The organism is Paenarthrobacter sp. Z7-10 (assembly GCF_026932795.1).
GTDB lineage: Bacteria > Actinomycetota > Actinomycetes > Actinomycetales > Micrococcaceae > Arthrobacter_M.
Map to the genome: position 1 here is coordinate 14,811 of NZ_JADPVH010000030.1, position 17,507 is coordinate 32,317.

Consider the following 17,507-nt stretch of genomic DNA (forward strand, 5'->3'; position numbering starts at 1 on the left):
GTTCCAGACCCGTAAGGGTTGCCCGCTGCACGGGATACCTCTTCTTTGGCATGATGCCAGATATGCCCGTCGAAACAGAACCCCAGATCACATCTTTGCCTGGCAGCGGCCCTGACGGCCGACCTGGCAGTAGACCTGACAGCCGTCCGCGCATCGCCATTATCGGTGGCACTGGACTGTATGCCCTCCCCGGGGCGGACATCGTGGACGTCCGGGAGATTCCGACACCGTTCGGAGCGCCCTCGAGCCCGATCACCTTGGCCCGGCTGACCACGCCGGCGGACCCGACACGGACAAGCCTCGGTTGGAGGGCCCGCGCCGACGGGAAGCCGGGCGCGGACACTGCCGGGAAGCCGGGCACGGACACTGTGCTGGTCGCCTTCCTGAGCCGGCACGGGCGCGGCCACCGCCTTCCGCCGCAGCAGATTAATTATCGGGCGAATCTGTGGGCGCTGAAGTCGCTGGGCGTTGAGGCTGTCATTTCCTCCGCCGCGGTAGGAGGACTGGTCCCCAGCCACCGGACGGACAGCTTCGCGGTGCCGGACCAGTTTTTGGACAGGACGTGGGGCCGGCCGGACACCTTTTACGACGGCTCCCTGCCCACCGGTGTTCAGCACGTGGGCGCGGCCGAACCTTTCTGCCCCAGCCTGCGGCGGCTGCTGGCCACGGCGCTGGCGGAACACGGTGAGGACTACCTGCCCACCGCCGCAGTGGCCGTCATCAACGGACCGCGCTTCTCCACCAAGGCCGAATCCGCGGCCCTGGTGCTAGCCGGCGCGCACATCGTCAGTATGACGCAATACCCCGAACCTGTTTTGGCGGCCGAGCTGAACATGGGTTTTGCCAGCCTCGCCTACATCACGGACGCGGATACCGGACACGACGGGTCCGAGGCTGTCACCGCGGAGCTTGTTTTCGCCCGCCTCGCCGCGGCCCAGCCTCGGATTCTGGCGGTTCTTGGCTCCGTGGTCCGGCTGATCGAGACCGGTGTTCCCTACCGGGCCGCAGCGGGGATTTCGGCGTCGGCTGTTGGCGCAGTGATGGCCGCACCGGTGAAGGGACCGAGCAGCGACGGTGGACCTGCCGACGGGCCAGCCGATGCTGCACCGGCTGGGGTGCTCCGGTGAGGATCCTGCTCACTGGTGGTGCCGGCTTTATTGGTTCGCATATCGCTCAGGCTGCGCTGGCATGCGGATGGGACGTTACGGTACTGGACTCGCTGGAGCCGGCCGTGCATCCCCGTCTCTCTGACATCGATCCCCGACTGCGCTTCCTCAAGGGTGACGTGGGCGATCGGGAAACCGTCGCCGTCGCGCTGGACGGCGCAGACGTCGTCGTCCATCAAAGCGCCAAGGTAGGTTTGGGCGTGGACTTTTCCGATGCACCCGATTACGTCCGCAACAACGACTTGGCCACCGCCGTGCTGCTGGCCGGAATGGCTGAGGCAGGCATCGGTGCGCTGGTGCTTGCCTCTTCCATGGTGGTGTACGGGGAGGGCGCTTACACCAGCGTCGGTGGCCAACTGGTGCGGCCTGGGCCACGTCGAGCCAGCGATTTGGCGGCGGGAATCTTTGATCCGCGCCATCCTGAAACTGGCGAGCTGCTCACCCCGGCCCTGCTGGACGAGGATGCACGGCTGGATCCACGCAATGTATACGCCGCGTCCAAACTGGCACAGGAGCATCTGGCCTCGGCCTGGGCCAGATCCACCGGTGGCCGCGCCATAGCACTGCGCTACCACAATGTGTATGGACCCCGAATGCCCAAGAACACTCCCTACGCCGGCGTGGCAAGCCTGTTCCGCTCGGCGTTGTCCCGTGGAGAGGCGCCGCGCGTTTTTGAGGATGGCGGCCAGCGCCGCAGCTTCATCCACGTGGCTGACGTTGCCGCGGCTAATATCTCCGCGGTGCAGGCATTACAGGCAGGAAACGGCAGACAATTTCGCGCCTTCAATGTGGGCGCGAACGAGGTACACACGGTCGGTGATGTAGCGCGGGCTCTGAGCGAAGCGGCTGGCGGACCACCACCGGTTGTCACAGGCGAATTCCGGCTGGGCGACGTTCGGCACATCACGGCGTCCTCCGATCGGATCAAGTCTGAGCTGGGCTGGGCTCCCCAACGCGGCTTCGAGGATGGCATGAAGGAATTCGCGCTCGCCCCACTCCGCGGAGAATCCCAAGTGAGTAACAGCTGATGCACTCATTTCGCGTTTTGAGTGCATCAGCTGCCACTTAGTTGGGTAGCGGGGACGAACGGGTCAGACGACCGACGCCAGGGCCACTCCGACGGCGGCGGCCAGGACGCAGCCTGCCAGCGTACCGAGCCCGTTGAGCAGTGCCAGCCCGGAGCGGCGGCTTTGGATGAGCCGGATGGTTTCGAAACTGGCAGTACTGAAAGTGGTGTAACCGCCCAGGAACCCGGTTCCAAGGATCAGCTGGAGGTCACCGGGGCTGGCCCGATGGCTCAGCAGCCCGGCGAGAAAGCCAAGCAGCAGCGAACCGGAGATATTGATCAGCATGGTTCCCAGCGGTACAGCGGTGCGGATCCGTGCCCGGAGCAGGGAGTCGACGGCGAACCGCAGTCCAGCGCCGAGGCCGCCCGCGAGCCCGAGCAGGAGGACCGTCATTGCGCGCTCCCCTTGGGATGCTGGGCGATACGCTGGTCGTCGGCCGCCGGATCGGCCTCCCGTTCTTCGCACCGGATGCCGGTCTTATCTGGCGCTCCGCTCTGGTGATGCCACCGCGCGCCCGCCCAGATTCCGAGGCTGGTGGCCACGGCACCGCCGAGCAGACTAGCCGCCAGGTACAGCACAGCGGGACCAATCCTTCCGGCTTGGACAAGGTGCACGGCGTCCAAGGCCAGGGTGCTGTAGGTGGTGAAGGCGCCCAGAAAGCCGGTTCCCAGCAGCAGCCGAACTACGCGCAGACCGCCAGCATCGCGGCCCCGCCGGGACAGACCTTCCAGGAGTGCGCCCAGAGCCAGCGCCCCAGTGAGGTTGATCAACAGGGTAGACAGCGGCCAGCCGCTGGGTTCAGGCAGCACGAGGCCCAGCCCGTAGCGGGATAGGGCGCCACCGACCCCACCGGCGGCTACGAGCAGGACATAGCGCATCTTCAAATGCACCGCGCGGAGTTGGTTGTCCTCCTGTTCGCCGTCGACGGGCATTGTCTCCGCATCAACATCGTTGGCCTTGGTGACATCGGCGCTGGCGTGGTCGGCGTCCTGGGCGCTGGCGTCGGGGCGGGGTACAGATGTGATGCGCTGGTTTTCACTCATCGTGGGCCGCTGCCCGACCGCGGCCGCAGCGGAACCACCACGACGGGCCGATGCTGGCGATGGGTCAGATGAACCGCGATGGATCCAGTCAGCAGTTCCTCCAACCGGGCGCCAATGCCGCGCTCGCGCGTCCCGACAACGATCAGGGCGGCGTTGATGGTTTCCGCAAACCGCCCCAAGGCCCGCGCCGGATCGCCTGCCAGCGTCGTGTATGACCAACCGATGGGAAACGGCGCCAGTTCGCGGCCCAGCCGGAGCCTCAGTTGTTCCGCGACTCTCTCGGCGTCGTCATCGACCGCGTCGGGGTCGATGGATCCGGCTTCCACTGTGCCGTCCACAGCTTCCCGCCGCAGGTAGCGGGTGACGTCCACATAGGCGCAGACCAAGTCGGACCCGAGACTAAAGGCGAGGTGGGCAGCTGATTGGATGACCGCCGGATGCTGCCCCGGATGGACGGCGGCCAGAATGGGACCGGTAATCCGGTGCAGGTCGGGTACCAGGGCAGAATGCGGCGCCGGTGCAGAGCCGGGCGCCGGTGCGGAGTGTGGCGGCCGTTCGCCGGGCGCCGGTGGAGGGTCAGGCATCCGCCCTACATGCTGATCGGCCATGGGATTTCCTCTCCGGGCATAGTTGACCTACCTTGTGCAGAAAAGGCAGGAACCATCAGCCAAGCGGCGGTTCGGGCTGTTTCGCTGTGTCACGGTGATGTCACAGTTCGGAGCCCCGGCGGGATCCATCGCCGTTTCCTGACCCTACACGGTTTCGTGCCTGGTTCGCCAGCGCCAAATTACCAGGCGCCGGTGTCCGCAACCAGTCCCTCAGCAGCCGTTGGACGCGCCCCTATAAGGGGAGCGGCTCCGTCAGCGAACCGATCACGAAGTCCGCCCCCGCACTGTGCAGCTGATCGCGGCTGAAGTGGTGGCTCGCCACCCCAACGCAGTCGATTCCGGCCGCGTGAGCACCGTCGACGTCGTGCGGGGTGTCGCCGACGACGATCGCCTGGCCGCCCGTTATCGCTTCGCCGTAGACCAAGGAGGCCCGGCTCAGTGCTGTTTTCGTCAGCTCCCCGCGGTCTGTGGAGTCCGAGCCATAACCACCGAAGGAGAAAAACCGGTTCAACCGGGCCCGATGAAGTTTGATGTGGGCCGCCGCCTCCAAGTTTCCTGTGACGATCCCCAACAGGTAACCGTCCTCGATGAGCTGCGGCAGCAGTTCTTCCACGCCGTCCAACACGCGGTAGTTCTCGGAATCCGCGACCGTGTCGTACAGGTAGTGCAAACGGCGTTCGAGCAGCCGGGCAAATTCCCGGCGCTCGGGTTGGCGCTTCAGGACTGCTTGAAAGGTCCGCCTCCCCACCTCTGGGTCGGTCATGCCCGTGTCGGTGAATTCGGCGATGTCCGCCGGAATTCCATACAGCTCCTCGAATGCCAGCCGCCATGAGGCGGCTCCAGCTCCGCCACTGATAATCAGGGTGCCGTCAATGTCGAACAAAATCGCCTTACGGGCCTCTGTCATGCGGTAGCTCCTTGACTGATCGTGCGGGCGTGGCTGGCAGCCGTTCCCCCGGGCTCAGTGATGCTGTACCGCAGAGTCCGTCATGCTGTATCAGATGGCTCAGCCAGCCTGCACATGGATGGTGTGGAAGCCGGACGCGCCGTCCGGGGCTGGCGGAGCCACCTGGTCGGTCTGCAGCTGTCCCTGCCCGTCAGTGGCGCGGACTTGCAGTTGGTGGCCGCCGGGATCCATTTGAACCTGAGCGGACCATTGGTACCAAGTGTCCTTGGAGATTCCCGGGGCCAGTTTGGCTTCCTGCCAGTTACCCTGATCCACGCGCACCTCCACCTTGGAAATCCCCCGTTCCTGCGCCCACGCCACTCCTCCCACGGGGACGCTGCCCGCTTTCACCGAGCCACCGTCCCGGGGGGTGTCGATGCGCGAGGACGTCTTGATGATTCCATGGGTGGACCATCCGCGGGTGGACCAGTAGCCCAAGTCTTCAGCAAAGGTGGTGACCTTAAGATTGGTGACCCATTTGGTGGCCGAAACAAAGCCATACAGGCCAGGCACGATCAGGCGGGCCGGAAAACCGTGCTCGATCGGCAGCAGCGCGTCGTTCATGCCGACGGCGATCATCGCCCCGCGGTTGTCGGTCATCGCCTCCAGCGGTGTGCCGGCAGTGAACCCATCAGTGCTGCTGGACAGCACCATGTCCGCACCGGGCTTAACGCCGGCCAGTGCCAGCAGTTCACGCACCGGCCAACCCAGCCATTTCGCGTTGCCGATCAGGTCCCCACCCACCTCGTTGGACACGCAGGCGATAGTCACATACTGTTCCATCATCGGTTTGGCCAGCAGCGTGGCGAGGTCGATCTCCACCTCGTGGTCAACCATCCCCGTCACCGTCAGTTTCCAGCTGGTGGGGTTCACGTTGGGCACCACCAAGGCGGTATCGATGCGGTAGAAATCCGCATTCGGCGTGACCAGCGGCTCCATTCCGTCCAGTTTAATCTCCGCTCCGGCCGGGATGACCGCACCTGGTGTCGTCGAGGGTGACGCCGGGGCGGGGAGCCGCAGTTTTTCCCGCGCCTGGGCAACTCCCACGGCCGTGGTCCGTGCCACGGCGGCAAAGATTCCCGCGACGACGGCGACGCCGGCACCTGCGCCGGCCGCCTGCAGGAACCGGCGCCGGTCTTCACCCGCTGCCGGGGCACGCGTCGGATCGGGATTCCTGGGCAGCCAGGCAAGCAGCCGCTTGCGAAAGGCTCCCAGCAGCAAAATGGCCAGCACCGCCGCCAGCACTGGTGCCGCGATGGCCGCCGTCGTACTTTGCGCGCGCGTCAGCACTGCCACCAGGCCGACGATGCCGAAGACTGCGATGCCCACGACGCCGACAAAACGGCGGCGCACCTCAAAGATGCCGGCCAGAGCGGCTAGGACCGCAACTACCAGGCACATGGCAATCAGGAACGCCAGCTTGTCTGAAGTGCCGAAGATCGAGATCGCCCAGTCCTTCACACCAGGGGGCATGCCGTCGATTGCCGCACCACCGACGCCCGTCAGCGGTGAGACCGCCGGGCTGATGGCCGCGGCGGTTAGTTCGCCGGCCACAACCCCTATGGCCACGGAGATCAAGCCGCAGACAGCCGCCCAAAACATCAGCTTGCGCCCCGGACGGGAAGTGCTCCCCAGGAACGGTTCACGCCCTAAACCGCCGCTGCCGGAGGTATTCCCGGGCTGCCCACCCGTGGCATTGGGCCCGGATTCGGTGTGGACGCTCATGATTGATCTCCTTGACTTACGGCTGCGCGCTGAGCTGAAGGACGGGAAAGGGCCGCAGCCCGGGCCGCCGAAATATGTGGCGTGGCAGATTGTGGGGTGGCGGATTGCTGGGTGGCAGATTGCTGGCTGACCTGTTGCCCCGCGGCCTTCGACGCCATGGCGGGCACCGGCAGGCGCAGGGTGAAACGGCAACCCTGCCCGGCGTTGGCGGCTTCGACGGTGCCTTGGTGTGCCTTGACGATGCCGGCCACCATACTCAGTCCGATGCCGGCACCGCTGAAGGGGCTCTTGCGCCGTCCCGGCGCCTTCTGCCAACCCGTGGTGAACAGCCTGGACAGGTCATCCTCAGCGATGCCGCCGCACTCGTCTTCCACCACGACGGTGGCCCAGCCCGCCCCTCCGGACGCGGCGATCCGGACGGTGCTGCCCTCGCGGCTGTAGATAATGGCGTTCAGGATGACATTGCGGACCGCCCGGCCCAGGGAGGCGGCGTCCGCCGCCGCCAGTGTGGGGCGCACCCGTTCACCGTTGATGCTGATGCTGCGGCGCTCGGCTAGCGGGGCCAGATCGGCGATGGCATCGCTGACCAGATCGTAAAGATCCAGCCGCTCAATTCTGAGTTCGATGGTTCCGGCCTGGATTTTGGACAATTCAAGCAGGTCATTAATCAGCACGGCCATCTGGTCCGCCTGCCCGATGATCTTGCGGTGGTACCCAGATACGTCCGTCACCACACCATCCTCGAGGGCCTCGGTCATCGCCCGCATGCTCGCCAGCGGGGTGCGCAGGTCGTGCGAAACCCAGCTCACCAACTCTCGGCGGGCCTGTTCGACGACGGCCTCGCGGCGCCGGGATTCGTCCAGTTTTTCACTGGTGGACTGCAGCTCGGCAGCCAGTGCTGCCAGTTCGGAACTCATTTTGCCCTGCGGGAGGACGGTTTCTCCCCGTCCGATCCGACGGGCCGCACCGATCAGGATCCGGGTGTTGCGGGCCACCCGTAGACCGAGAACGACTGCGACGGCCACGGCTACCAGGGAAGCGATCGCCAGGATGTACCACATCACCTCCAGGTCGTGGGCGGAAATGAACATGGCGTTGAAGGCGCTGATCATTCCGGCCATCAGCACGCCGATGGTTGCGACAACCACTAGGCACAGCTGAATAACAATTGAAGCCCTGCGCAGCAGCCGCTGCAACAGGACCGTAATCACGCCTATCGACACCGCCCAGAACAGTACCACCCGCAGGATGGTCAGCAGATCCTCCTCACTCACGCGGATCGACCCCCCTCCGGCATGCCGTCCGCCTTCACTTCCGGCAGCTCCGCGGCGACGCCTTTGCCGGGGTCGGTCCGGTCGGCGGAGTCGGTCGGGTCAGCCTGTTCGGCGGCCTGCAGCGTGCCCGCTGCGTCGCCGTCGAACCGGTACCCGACGCCCCAGACCGTGCGCAGCAACGTTGGTTTGGTGGGGTCACGCTCGATTTTTTCGCGCAATCGACGAACGTGGACGGTGACAGTGGACAGATCGCCAAAGTCCCATTCCCATACCGCCCTGATCAGTTCCTCCCGACTAAAGACCTGATTGGGACGACGCAGAAAAAACGCCAGCAGATCAAATTCGCGGGCCGTCAGGCTCAGCTCCCGACCATCGCGGGTAGCGATGCGAGCGGCCGGATTGAGCACGAATCCGGCCAGTTCCACCTCCGGCTCCGGGGTGAATTCCTTCACACTGCGGCGCAGCACCGACTTCACCCGCAGCATCAGCTCCCGCGGCGAGAAGGGCTTCGTGACGTAGTCGTCCGCGCCCATTTCCAATCCCAGGATCCGGTCGCCTTCGGTGCCGAGTGCGGTGAGCAGGATGATCGGCATCGACATCGTTGCCCTGATCCGCCGGCACACCTCCACCCCGTCGAGTCCAGGCAGCATGCGGTCCAGGATGATCAGGTCCGGTGCATGGGTTTTGGCCAGGTGCAACGCCGTGAAGCCGTCGGCGGCAAGATCCACCTGGTAGCCCGCCTGCAGCAGGTAGTCCCGCACCACATTTGAAATAATCTCCTCGTCTTCGACCAGGAGGACGCGGCGGTTGCCCACCTCGGTGGGTCCGGCGGAAAACTGCCGACTGTTCACACTTCCAGCATAGGTTCGTCCCGCCATACCGCCAGCGCTAACGGTACCAATGAGTTATCCGTCCCGGTTCCGTAAGAATTTCCGCGGGCCAAGGCGGACCCCGGGATCCTACGGTCAAAGGGTGAAGGAAAAACACCCGCTTCAGCAACCGCCCCCGCACGCGCACCCGCCGGGAACCGACGTCCTCGTCGACGTCGTTCTGCCGTGCTTGAACGAGGCCGCCGCATTGCCCGGCGTTCTCGCCGCGCTGCCGGCCGGATTTCGGGCCATCGTGGTGGACAACGGCTCCACCGACGGTTCGGGCACGCTTGCGGCGGAACTCGGCGCCTTCGTCGTGCGGGAACCACAAAGGGGTTTCGGTGCCGCCGCACACGCGGGACTACTTGCGGCCACGGCCGAATTCGTCGCCTTCTGTGACTGCGATGGCTCCCTGGACCCCGGCCAGCTGCCGGCGCTGCTGGCTCCCGTGCGCAGCGGGGTGGCGGATCTGGTGCTTGGCGCCCGGCGCCCGCTCAGGGGTTCCTGGCCGCTCCATGCCCGTCTGGCTAACCGAGTGCTGAGCCGACGGCTGCGCCGGCTGACCGGCATTGAGCTCACCGATCTGGGACCGATGCGCGTTGCGCGGCGCCGTGCACTGCTGGACCTGGCCCTGCGGGACCGACGCAGCGGCTATCCGCTGGAAATGCTGCTCAATGCCCATGCACACGGCTGGCGGGTGGCGGAGCTTCCGGTCATTTACTCCCCTCGGTTGGGCCGTTCCAAAGTCACCGGCACGGTGCGCGGTACCCTGACGGCTGTCCAGGACATGTCCGCACAGCTATCCCGCACTCGCACGCCGGGCCGGACCGTGCCGGGGCTCACGGTCGCCGTGATCGCCAAGGAATGTCTGCCGGGGAAGGTCAAGACGCGGCTGACACCCCCGCTGTCCCCGGCCACCGCGGCGGCACTGGCACAAACCAGCCTGAGCCAGACGCTGCGGGCGGTCCAAAGCCTGCCCGTGGCCCGACGCTTGCTGGTGCTGGAGGGGAGCCCACGGCCAGAGGATGCAGCGGGTTTCGAAGTCTTCGCGCAGGCCTCCGGCTCGCTGGATGAGCGGCTGGCCGCCCTGTGCTCGCTGACCGAGGGCCCCCTCCTCATCCTCGGCATGGACACACCCCAGCTGACGCCTAAACTGCTGCAGCCGCTGCTGGACGACTGGTCGGGCCCGGAGCCGCGATTCGGTTCCTGGCTTGGTCCTGCGGACGACGGCGGTTTCTGGGCTTTGGCGCTGCGCCACCCGGACGGCGACCTGATCCGGGGTGTGCCGATGTCCACGCCCGCCACCGGAGTGGATCAGTTGGCCCGGCTGCAGCAAGCCGGAATCAACGTCGGGCTGCTGCCCATGCTGACCGATGTTGATACCATCGACGCTGCGCTCAAGGTCGCGCAGGAGTGCCTGGGCACTCCGTTCGCGCACGCAGTTGCGGAATTGTCCTTCACCATTGATCCACTGGCGGATGCCGTATGAGCGCCGAGCCGCAGGTTCCCTTCGCTGTTCCGGCTGTTCCGGCGCTTGGAACTGCGCGCCGCCGCTTCTTCGGCCAAGGTGGCGCAGAACCCTACGCACGCGGTCTTCAGCACGGCGTGGGAACCCTGATCCTCCGGCCGGCTAACGACAGCACGGCGGCCGTTCCCCTGCGGTTACAGCTTCAGCACTGGTGCGCTCCCGCCGCCGCCGAGGAGCGTGCACTGCTCCGCGGTCTCCGCGGTCCCGTCCTGGACGTAGGCTGTGGTCCCGGCCGGATGCTCGCCGCCGCTGCAGCCATTGGTTTGAAAGCCACGGGCGTGGACAGTAGCGAGATGGCGGTGCAGCATGCCCGCGCCCGGGGTGCCATGGTGCTGAACAGCTCCATCTTCGACGCGCTGCCGCAGGAGGGCCGCTGGGGATCGGCTTTGCTGCTGGATGGGAACATCGGCATCGGCGGCAACGTCGGGGCCCTTCTGGCCCGATTGGCGCAGCTGCTCGACGTCCGGGGCAGCGTCCTGGTGGAGGTGGATCCGCGCGCGGATATGGACCTTGCCTACCAAGCGATATTGGAGGACGCCGCCGGCCATCTCAGCGAACCGTTCCCGTGGTCCCGCGTTGGCGCCGATGCGCTGGCCATCCACGCCGCAGCGGCCGGCTGGCGGGTGGCGGGAACGGCCGGCTTCGAGCTGCGCGGTTTCTGCTGGCTCCGACGAGTCGGTCCGCCGCACTGAACTGAGGCACTCAGGCCTGCGGACGTTTGTGCGCAGCAGGTCCGGATCGCCGCTGCCAAGGCGGTACGATCAGCAGCAACGCCACCGCCGCCAGCACAACCACGCAAACAAAATTGGCGCCCAGGTGGCTTGACAAGGAGCCGCCGTCGTACATCGTTCCACCGACCGCCAGCAGAGCCACCGCCACCGCCGTCAGCGCCACGACGTGCTGGCGGCGTAAGCCGGCCAGCAGCATCAGCGCCGGCACGGCGTACCAGATAACACTTGCCGCGCCCATCGCGTTGATCGCCCGGATCACGGCGCCGGTTCCGTGAATGGATCCCACCAACGGAGCGTAAAACATAGCACCGCAGTGCCACGCCAGCCCCAGGACGCCGAGTCCGGCCACGAACGCCTCGGGGACCGACATGGCTGCCGCGGCAAGGCGCAGCGGCACGGCCGGCAGCAGCGGCCGCAGAGCCAGAACGATGACGACGCTCACGGCGAGGCTCACAACGAACGCGACTGGCATGCCTGCAGCCTACAGACTGTAATCCCACCGATGGCGGAGTGAGGCCGTGGTGTGCGCGGATCGTAAGGATTTCCTCCTTCTCAGCCCGCTCCTGCTCTGCTGTCATTGACACATGCGCAGGCTTCTCGGATGGTTGTTGCGGAAGATCTTTGGTTGGCTGCAGGGCAGCTTCCACTCAACACTGCACTCCCCACGGACGGCGGTGGTGGTTGGCCGGCTGCTGGGTGTGGCCTTTTTGACGTGTTTTGTTACCGGCCTGTACTCGCATTTCCTACAGGACCCACTGCCGTGGCAGCCGGTGCTGGCCAGGCCCACCTGGCTCTACCGTCTGAGCCAGGGCACGCACGTGACCACTGGCGTTGCCTGCATTCCGCTGCTGCTGGCCAAACTGTGGACGGTCTACCCCAAGCTCTTCAGCTGGCCGGTCGTCACCGGAGTCAAAAGCGCACTGGAGAGGGCGTCGATCGCGCTTTTCGTGGCCAGCTCGGTACTCGAACTGGCGATGGGCCTGCTCAACGTCTACAAGTGGTATCCGTGGCCGTTCAGCTTCCGCCAAGTGCACTTCTGGCTGGCCTGGGTGATCGTGGGGTCGCTCGTCATCCACATCGGTGTGAAGCTGCCGCTGATCCATGCCCATTGGCGGGCAAGTCGGCCGGTCAACGACGTCGAACGGGAATCCCTCACCTCCAGGCGGGGTTTTGTGGGCGCCATTGCCGCGGCCGCTGCCGTCCTTACCGTGACCACCATCGGCCAGTCGATACCTGCTTTGGGCCCGGTGGATCTGTTCGCACCAAGGCGTCCGGGGTTGGGTCCGAATGCCCTGCCGGTGAACCGCACCGCGGCGGAGGCAAACATCCATGCGGCTGCCACAAATCCATCCTGGGCCTTGAAAGTGATCAATCAGAACCTCACCCACTCTTTCACGCTGGCACAGCTGCGGGCGATGCCGCAGACCGAGGTAGTGCTTCCGATAGCCTGTGTTGAAGGCTGGAGCCAAAACGCACGCTGGCGTGGAGTAAGAGTTCGGGAACTGCTGGCCCTGGTCGGGGCCGGGCCCAGGCAGGGAGCGGAGGTTCGCTCACTGGAAACAAACGGCGCCTATGCCGGTGCCCAAGTGCCACCTGAGTACGCCTGGGATGAGCTGACTCTCATAGCCCTGGACGTCAATTCCGCCCCGTTGGACCTGGAACACGGCTACCCGGCCCGGCTGATCGCACCCAACCGACCGGGCGTGCTGCAGACAAAGTGGCTCGCAAGCCTTGAAGTTCGGCAGAGATGATGGGAATGAAAAAATTCCGCATCCTCCTGATAGCGGTTGGCCTGCTCCCGTTGGGCTGGGGCCTCTACGGTATCGCGGCGACGGTGCCACCGGCCCAGATCCTGGGAATCCTGCTGTGGCTGGCGGGCGCCGTCGTATTGCATGACGGATTCCTGGTGCCGGTCCTGCTGACCATCGGAGCCGTAACGGTTTTGCTGACCCGCAGGCTGTCCCGTGCCGGCAGGTACCTGATCCGGCTGGCCCTCATTATCGGTGGATCCGTACTGCTGGTCGTGCTGCCGCTGATCCACACCGCCCCGCACACCGGAACGCCCACCGCACTGACCATGCCTTACACATTGAATCTGCTGGTGTTCCTGCTGGTGCTTGCCGCCGCCACGGCGGTTGGCGTGCTCATCGCCGAAAACCGGCAGCCTGGGACGAAGTCCGGAGCTGTTGTTTCCGGCACGAAGGATTATCCCGACGCGAATAATCGGCCAGGGTAGGAGCAATAGGCCCCGGACGAGGGGCGGCCCGGCACAGTGCATCTGCCCCGGCGAACCTTACGAAATCCGAACAAGCCTTCCTTCGCCCTCCCATCCGGGCCGGTGAACGGGCAGGATCGGTATGTGAGCAAAACATCTGATCCGGCGGCCGTCGCAAAGCCAGCGTGGCGCCGGTGGCTGCTCCCGATGGCTTTGCTGCTGGCCTTGGCCGCGGTCGTCTTCTTCACTGTCAGTCAGGACGCCGGCCATCCGTGGGTATCGCCGGTCGGAACGCTGGCCGCGTGGGCCGTCTTTGTTCCGGCAGCCCTAGCGGTCCGCCGCATTCCCGCGCGGCGTGCCGGCGCCGTCGTCGTGCTGGGTTCGCTGCTGCTCGGCGCCGCAGTCCTTTCCGCGCCACCGGCCACCAGCAACGATGCGGCCCGCTACGCTTGGGACGGGATTGTGCAGAGCGCCGGCGTTTCCCCGTATCGGTACGTTCCCGCAGATCAGGCCCTGGAGCAGCTGCGGCCGCAGTGGCTCTTCCAGGCCGCCGCGCCGGATGGAAGCTGCCGGGCTGACCTGTTCCCCAGCGGAACGGAGGCCACCAGCAATATTCCCGGCGGCACGCCACTGTGTACCGCGATCAATCGTCCGCAGGTGCCGACAATCTACCCCGCCCTGGCCGAAATCTATTTTCTCGCGGTCCGGCTGCTGCCCGGCGCCGGGGCAAACCTGCTCGCCTTCCAACTGGCCGGTTTTGCTCTCAGCCTGGCCGTGACGGTGCTGCTGCTGCGCTTTTTGGCCTTGACCGGCAGGCCAGCGCATCAGGGGGTGTGGTGGGCCTGGTCGCCGCTGGTGCTCTTCGAGGCAATCAACAACGCCCACGTGGACGTGCTGGGCGCTGCTGGGGTGCTTGTCTCGGTCCTGCTGCTCAGCCGGGGCCGCGTGCTGGGTTCGGGCATCGCTTTCGGCGCCGCCGTGGCGGCCAAACTGATTCCGGCAATTGCCGCACCGGCCCTGCTGTACCGGCGGCCGCTGCGCTTCGTGCTCGCTGCTCTGACCACTTTCGCCGCACTGTACCTGCCCTATCTGCTCGTCAGCGGCACGGCAGTAATCGGCTTCCTGCCCGGTTACCTGGCCGCCGAGGGATATCAGGGCAGTAACGGCCCGCGTTTCACTCTGCTGCACATGGTCCTGCCGGACAGTTGGGCTGCTCCGGCGGCAGCGCTGCTGCTGGTCGGCCTGTCATTCTACGTTGGGCGGCGAGTGGATCCGATCCAACCTTGGGATAAGCAGACGCTCATGGTGGGCGGCACGCTGCTGGTGGTCAGCCCAAGCTATCCCTGGTATGCCCTGCTGCTGCTGCCGCTGGTGGTGCTCAGCCGGCGGTATGAGTACCTCAGCATTCCACCCGTTCTGGCCATGATGTATTTCACCGGTGCCGAACCCTATGGTCAAACCGCCGCCCGGCTCGGGCTGCTGGCCGCCGCCTTCGCCATCGCCATAACCGGCTGGCACCGCAGCCGCCAAGCGCAGCGGTCCAGCCGACGAGCCCGGCAATCCGGCCGCCATGCCGCCGCGTCAGGCCTACTGGCCCGGGCCGGGCAGCCGGCCGCGGCAACCCCACCGACCACGCCAGCGAACCCGACGGGAACAGCGTCGTCGTCGGCCGCGGCAACCCCACCGACCACGCCAGCGAACCCGACGGGACCTGCGTCCTCGGCGGCGCCGCAATGATCACCATGGACCGGCGCAGACCTGTTCCCCGGGGTCTGGGACCGTGCAGCGGAAACACCATGGTGCCGCCGCCCGCTGTGTGGCGTAGCGTTGGGCTATGAGTGTTCCCAGTGTCCGCTCCTCAGCAGAGCCAGAACAAGCGCCCGCACGCGGCCACGTGCCATTGGGCATGCCCGCCAATTTTCCCGCCGGAGAGCCGGGGTTGCTGGATCAGTACGGCCGGCGGGCCACGGATATGCGGCTGTCATTGACCGATAAATGCAACCTGCGCTGCACGTACTGCATGCCGTCCGAGGGGTTGGCCTGGCTGTCCAAGAGCCAGGTGATGACTGCCGAGGAGATCCTGCGGATTGTGCGCATCGGAGTGGACCGGCTGGGCGTGCGCGAACTGCGGCTGACCGGTGGCGAGCCGCTGGTGCGGGCGGACCTGGTGCCGATCATCGCCGGTCTGCGCGCTGCCCACCCGGACCTGCCGATCTCGCTGACCACCAATGGAGTGGGGCTGGCCAAGAGGGCGCAAGCGCTCAAGGACGCAGGCTTGACCCGGCTGAACATCTCGCTGGATTCCCTGCACCCGGAGACCTTTGCCCAGCTGACCCGCCGGCCGTTCCTGGACCAGGTGCTGGCGGGCGCGGAAGCCGCATCACGGGCCGGATTGGGACCGATCAAGATCAATGCCGTGCTGATGCGCGGCATCAATGATGGCGGCGCAGCCGACCTGTTGGGGTGGTCGCTGCAGCGCGGATACGAACTGCGCTTCATTGAGCAGATGCCGCTGGACGCAGATCATGGCTGGACCCGCGACAACATGATCACGGCCGCGGAAATCCGTGCCCTGCTCGCCGTCAAGTTCGAGCTCTCCGAGGACCCGCGGGACCGCGACGGGGCACCGGCGGAACGCTTTGAGGTGCGGCGGCCGGGTTCAGCGGAACTGCTGGGCACCGTGGGCATCATCGCCTCGGTGACGGAACCATTTTGTGCCGACTGCAAACGGACCCGGATCACCGCCGAGGGAAAGGTGATGAGCTGCCTGTTCTCCCGCGTCGAGGTGGATCTGCTGGCGCTGCTTCGGGCCGGCGCTGCGGAGGCCGACGACGACGCCATCGCCGCCCGCTGGCAGCAGGCAATGTGGGCCAAGCCTAAGGCGCACGGGATGGATCATGTGGGTCTGGGCAGCGCCGGTTTCGTTCAGCCGGACCGCAGCATGAGCGCGATAGGGGGCTGAAATGCTGGTCCGCTACTTTGCTGCCGCCCGCGCGGCCACCGGGATGGACGAGGAACCGCTGCTGCACAGCGCTCCGATCACGTTTGCCGAGCTGTTCGACCAGCTCACCGCCCTGCATCCGATTTCCGCATCCGGTCACACCCCACCACTGGCCGAACTGCTGGGCCGCTGCAGCTTCCTGCGCAATGAGGTTGCTGTCCGCGGCAGCGAAACCGAGCTCCAGCCCGACGATGTAGTGGACGTCCTTCCGCCCTTTGCCGGCGGCTGAACCTAGGTCCTGCCTAGCCCTCGCAGTCCTTGCAGTAGACCAGGCCGTTCTTTTCGCGGGCTTTCTGCGACCGGTGCCGAACCAGGAAGCACGAGGCACAGGTGAATTCGTCGGCCTGCACGGGAACCACCGTGACCAGCAGCTCCTCACCGGAGAGATCTGCACCGGGAAGATCAATTCCCTCCGCGGTATCAGCCTCTTCAAGGTCCGATAATGCCGTCTGGGTGCCTGCCCGGTTGGCCTGCAGCCCCTCCAGCGACTCAGTGCCGCTGTCATCGTCCTTTGTTCGTGGTGCGTCATAATCTGTTGCCATGTTCGGATCCAACTCCTCTCGCCCAAAAAATATTCCACTGTTCCCGCGGGCTAACTGCTGGCGAATAGTGATTCAGCGTCTGATGATAGCTCAAAAATCTGTCCGCGGAGGCCATGGCGGCTCAGCGGGATCCAGACAAGATCCGGCGCGCGGCCGGGCGAGGTTTACTCAACTGCAAGCCCGAAGGCTTTTACTATTCTTTTCCCGACTTGCTCAGTATGCTTATAACATTGTTTACCGATAACCCAAGATCAGGGCAAATGCCCGTTTACGAGATGGAGGACCAATGACATCTGCATCAGCACATACCGCTGCTGGGGGTACGCGCAGCAATGTCCAGAAGGCGGCAATGTTATCCGGCATTGTCTTTATTCTGGTGGGGCTGCTGGGGTTCGTTCCCGGGATCACGAGCCACTATGGAGAAATGAAATTTGCCAGCCATGAATCCGGGGCCATGCTGCTGGGACTGTTCCAAGTCTCCATCCTGCACAACATTGTCCATCTGTTGTACGGCGTTGTCGGCCTGGCGCTGGCATCAACAGTGGGTAAGGCACGCAGCTACCTCATCTGGGGTGGAATCATTTATCTGGTGCTCTGGATTTACGGTTTGATCGTGGACCAAATGTCGATGGCAAATTTCGTGCCTCTGAACACGGCCGATAATTGGCTGCACCTGGGACTCGGAATCGTCATGGTGGCCCTGGGCTATTTCCTGACGCGTTCACCCCGCAGCAACACTTCGGCGGCAGGTCGGTAAACCCGCTGCTGAATAAAGGCTGCTTCACCTCAACA

The 17,507-nt window shown here is 65.4% G+C and carries 19 protein-coding genes and 1 riboswitch; of the genes, 10 read left to right on the plus strand and 9 right to left on the minus strand.

Going from position 1 to position 17,507, the window contains the following annotated elements:
- The first annotated feature begins 62 nt into the window (after positions 1 to 62).
- Positions 63 to 1,127 carry an MTAP family purine nucleoside phosphorylase gene (locus tag IV498_RS10540; protein ID WP_269046517.1) on the plus strand — a complete coding sequence of 355 codons (1,065 nt, stop codon included), beginning with the start codon at positions 63 to 65 and terminating at the stop codon, positions 1,125 to 1,127.
- Positions 1,124 to 2,194, plus strand: a complete 1,071-nt coding sequence (locus IV498_RS10545; protein ID WP_269046518.1) for an NAD-dependent epimerase/dehydratase family protein — start codon at positions 1,124 to 1,126, stop codon at positions 2,192 to 2,194. The genes IV498_RS10540 and IV498_RS10545 overlap by 4 nt, the downstream gene beginning before the upstream one ends.
- 63 nt (positions 2,195 to 2,257) lie before the next feature.
- On the opposite strand, the gene crcB is transcribed toward IV498_RS10545, so the two are convergent.
- From crcB to IV498_RS10580, 7 genes are all read right to left on the minus strand, one after another.
- Positions 2,258 to 2,626 carry a fluoride efflux transporter CrcB gene (gene crcB / locus IV498_RS10550; protein ID WP_269046519.1) on the minus strand — a complete coding sequence of 123 codons (369 nt, stop codon included), beginning with the start codon at positions 2,624 to 2,626 and terminating at the stop codon, positions 2,258 to 2,260.
- A complete protein-coding gene (locus IV498_RS10555; RefSeq protein ID WP_269046520.1) occupies positions 2,623 to 3,276 on the minus strand; it encodes a fluoride efflux transporter FluC in 654 nt (217 codons plus the stop codon). The genes crcB and IV498_RS10555 overlap by 4 nt, the downstream gene beginning before the upstream one ends.
- Positions 3,273 to 3,884 (minus strand): universal stress protein, encoded by a 612-nt coding sequence (locus IV498_RS10560; protein WP_269046521.1) that lies wholly within the window; start codon positions 3,882 to 3,884, stop codon positions 3,273 to 3,275. Before IV498_RS10560 ends, IV498_RS10555 begins: the two co-directional genes overlap by 4 nt.
- Before the next feature lie 39 nt (positions 3,885 to 3,923).
- Positions 3,924 to 4,026: riboswitch (Fluoride riboswitch) on the minus strand.
- A gap of 90 nt (positions 4,027 to 4,116) precedes the next feature.
- On the minus strand, positions 4,117 to 4,791 hold the full coding sequence (locus IV498_RS10565) for an HAD family hydrolase (RefSeq protein ID WP_269046522.1): 675 nt from the start codon (positions 4,789 to 4,791) through the stop codon (positions 4,117 to 4,119).
- 99 nt (positions 4,792 to 4,890) lie between these two features.
- Positions 4,891 to 6,432 (minus strand): molybdopterin-dependent oxidoreductase, encoded by a 1,542-nt coding sequence (locus tag IV498_RS10570; RefSeq protein ID WP_269046545.1) that lies wholly within the window; start codon positions 6,430 to 6,432, stop codon positions 4,891 to 4,893.
- Positions 6,433 to 6,551: 119 nt separating this feature from the next.
- The gene (locus IV498_RS10575; protein WP_269046523.1) at positions 6,552 to 7,829 is read right to left on the minus strand and encodes a sensor histidine kinase; all 1,278 of its coding nucleotides are present in this window, start codon (positions 7,827 to 7,829) and stop codon (positions 6,552 to 6,554) included.
- Complete coding sequence (locus tag IV498_RS10580) at positions 7,826 to 8,707, minus strand: response regulator transcription factor (protein WP_269046524.1); 882 nt, start codon at positions 8,705 to 8,707, stop codon at positions 7,826 to 7,828. Before IV498_RS10580 ends, IV498_RS10575 begins: the two co-directional genes overlap by 4 nt.
- 94 nt (positions 8,708 to 8,801) lie before the next feature.
- Here IV498_RS10580 and IV498_RS18910 point away from each other — a divergent pair, with 94 nt between their 5' ends.
- Both IV498_RS18910 and IV498_RS10595 read left to right on the plus strand, forming a co-directional pair.
- A complete protein-coding gene (locus IV498_RS18910; protein WP_330059451.1) occupies positions 8,802 to 10,187 on the plus strand; it encodes a DUF2064 domain-containing protein in 1,386 nt (461 codons plus the stop codon).
- Positions 10,184 to 10,918: a class I SAM-dependent methyltransferase gene (locus tag IV498_RS10595; protein WP_269046525.1), complete on the plus strand. Its 735-nt coding sequence runs from the start codon at positions 10,184 to 10,186 to the stop codon at positions 10,916 to 10,918. The genes IV498_RS18910 and IV498_RS10595 overlap by 4 nt, the downstream gene beginning before the upstream one ends.
- A 10-nt stretch (positions 10,919 to 10,928) precedes the next feature.
- On the opposite strand, the gene IV498_RS10600 is transcribed toward IV498_RS10595, so the two are convergent.
- Positions 10,929 to 11,429 (minus strand): hypothetical protein, encoded by a 501-nt coding sequence (locus IV498_RS10600; protein ID WP_269046526.1) that lies wholly within the window; start codon positions 11,427 to 11,429, stop codon positions 10,929 to 10,931.
- Between the two features lie 112 nt (positions 11,430 to 11,541).
- On the opposite strand from IV498_RS10600, the gene IV498_RS10605 reads away from it, so the two are divergent.
- From IV498_RS10605 to IV498_RS10625, 5 genes are all read left to right on the plus strand, one after another.
- Entirely contained in the window at positions 11,542 to 12,708 is a 1,167-nt protein-coding gene (locus IV498_RS10605) for a molybdopterin-dependent oxidoreductase (protein ID WP_269046527.1), read from the plus strand.
- A 5-nt stretch (positions 12,709 to 12,713) separates the two neighbouring features.
- Complete coding sequence (locus IV498_RS10610; protein WP_269046528.1) at positions 12,714 to 13,193, plus strand: hypothetical protein; 480 nt, start codon at positions 12,714 to 12,716, stop codon at positions 13,191 to 13,193.
- A 123-nt stretch (positions 13,194 to 13,316) separates the two neighbouring features.
- Positions 13,317 to 14,909 carry a glycosyltransferase 87 family protein gene (locus IV498_RS10615; RefSeq protein WP_269046529.1) on the plus strand — a complete coding sequence of 531 codons (1,593 nt, stop codon included), beginning with the start codon at positions 13,317 to 13,319 and terminating at the stop codon, positions 14,907 to 14,909.
- A gap of 169 nt (positions 14,910 to 15,078) precedes the next feature.
- Positions 15,079 to 16,134 (plus strand): GTP 3',8-cyclase MoaA, encoded by a 1,056-nt coding sequence (gene moaA / locus IV498_RS10620; protein ID WP_269046547.1) that lies wholly within the window; start codon positions 15,079 to 15,081, stop codon positions 16,132 to 16,134.
- Position 16,135: 1 nt separating this feature from the next.
- A complete protein-coding gene (locus IV498_RS10625; protein WP_269046530.1) occupies positions 16,136 to 16,402 on the plus strand; it encodes a MoaD/ThiS family protein in 267 nt (88 codons plus the stop codon).
- A gap of 13 nt (positions 16,403 to 16,415) precedes the next feature.
- Here IV498_RS10625 and IV498_RS10630 read toward each other — a convergent pair whose 3' ends face one another.
- Positions 16,416 to 16,715 carry a DUF4193 domain-containing protein gene (locus tag IV498_RS10630; protein WP_269046531.1) on the minus strand — a complete coding sequence of 100 codons (300 nt, stop codon included), beginning with the start codon at positions 16,713 to 16,715 and terminating at the stop codon, positions 16,416 to 16,418.
- A gap of 286 nt (positions 16,716 to 17,001) precedes the next feature.
- Between IV498_RS10630 and IV498_RS10635 the strand changes: the two genes are divergently transcribed.
- On the plus strand, positions 17,002 to 17,472 hold the full coding sequence (locus tag IV498_RS10635) for a DUF4383 domain-containing protein (RefSeq protein ID WP_269046532.1): 471 nt from the start codon (positions 17,002 to 17,004) through the stop codon (positions 17,470 to 17,472).
- Positions 17,473 to 17,507: the final 35 nt, after the last annotated feature.

Excerpts from the sequence above, each read along its gene's own strand:
- IV498_RS10625 (WP_269046530.1), top strand. The coding sequence starts at position 16,136 with ATGCTGGTCCGCTACTTTGCTGCCGCCCGCGCGGCCACCGGGATGGAC.
- IV498_RS10635 (WP_269046532.1), top strand. The coding sequence starts at position 17,002 with ATGACATCTGCATCAGCACATACCGCTGCTGGGGGTACGCGCAGCAAT.
- IV498_RS10580 (WP_269046524.1), bottom strand. The coding sequence starts at position 8,707 with ATGGCGGGACGAACCTATGCTGGAAGTGTGAACAGTCGGCAGTTTTCC.
- IV498_RS10595 (WP_269046525.1), top strand. The coding sequence starts at position 10,184 with ATGAGCGCCGAGCCGCAGGTTCCCTTCGCTGTTCCGGCTGTTCCGGCG.
- IV498_RS10555 (WP_269046520.1), bottom strand. The coding sequence starts at position 3,276 with ATGAGTGAAAACCAGCGCATCACATCTGTACCCCGCCCCGACGCCAGC.
- IV498_RS10540 (WP_269046517.1), top strand. The coding sequence starts at position 63 with ATGCCCGTCGAAACAGAACCCCAGATCACATCTTTGCCTGGCAGCGGC.
- IV498_RS10610 (WP_269046528.1), top strand. The coding sequence starts at position 12,714 with ATGAAAAAATTCCGCATCCTCCTGATAGCGGTTGGCCTGCTCCCGTTG.
- IV498_RS10560 (WP_269046521.1), bottom strand. The coding sequence starts at position 3,884 with ATGGCCGATCAGCATGTAGGGCGGATGCCTGACCCTCCACCGGCGCCC.
- IV498_RS10605 (WP_269046527.1), top strand. The coding sequence starts at position 11,542 with ATGCGCAGGCTTCTCGGATGGTTGTTGCGGAAGATCTTTGGTTGGCTG.
- moaA (WP_269046547.1), top strand. The coding sequence starts at position 15,079 with ATGCCCGCCAATTTTCCCGCCGGAGAGCCGGGGTTGCTGGATCAGTAC.
- crcB (WP_269046519.1), bottom strand. The coding sequence starts at position 2,626 with ATGACGGTCCTCCTGCTCGGGCTCGCGGGCGGCCTCGGCGCTGGACTG.
- IV498_RS10600 (WP_269046526.1), bottom strand. The coding sequence starts at position 11,429 with ATGCCAGTCGCGTTCGTTGTGAGCCTCGCCGTGAGCGTCGTCATCGTT.
- IV498_RS10565 (WP_269046522.1), bottom strand. The coding sequence starts at position 4,791 with ATGACAGAGGCCCGTAAGGCGATTTTGTTCGACATTGACGGCACCCTG.
- IV498_RS10570 (WP_269046545.1), bottom strand. The coding sequence starts at position 6,432 with ATGTTTTGGGCGGCTGTCTGCGGCTTGATCTCCGTGGCCATAGGGGTT.
- IV498_RS10630 (WP_269046531.1), bottom strand. The coding sequence starts at position 16,715 with ATGGCAACAGATTATGACGCACCACGAACAAAGGACGATGACAGCGGC.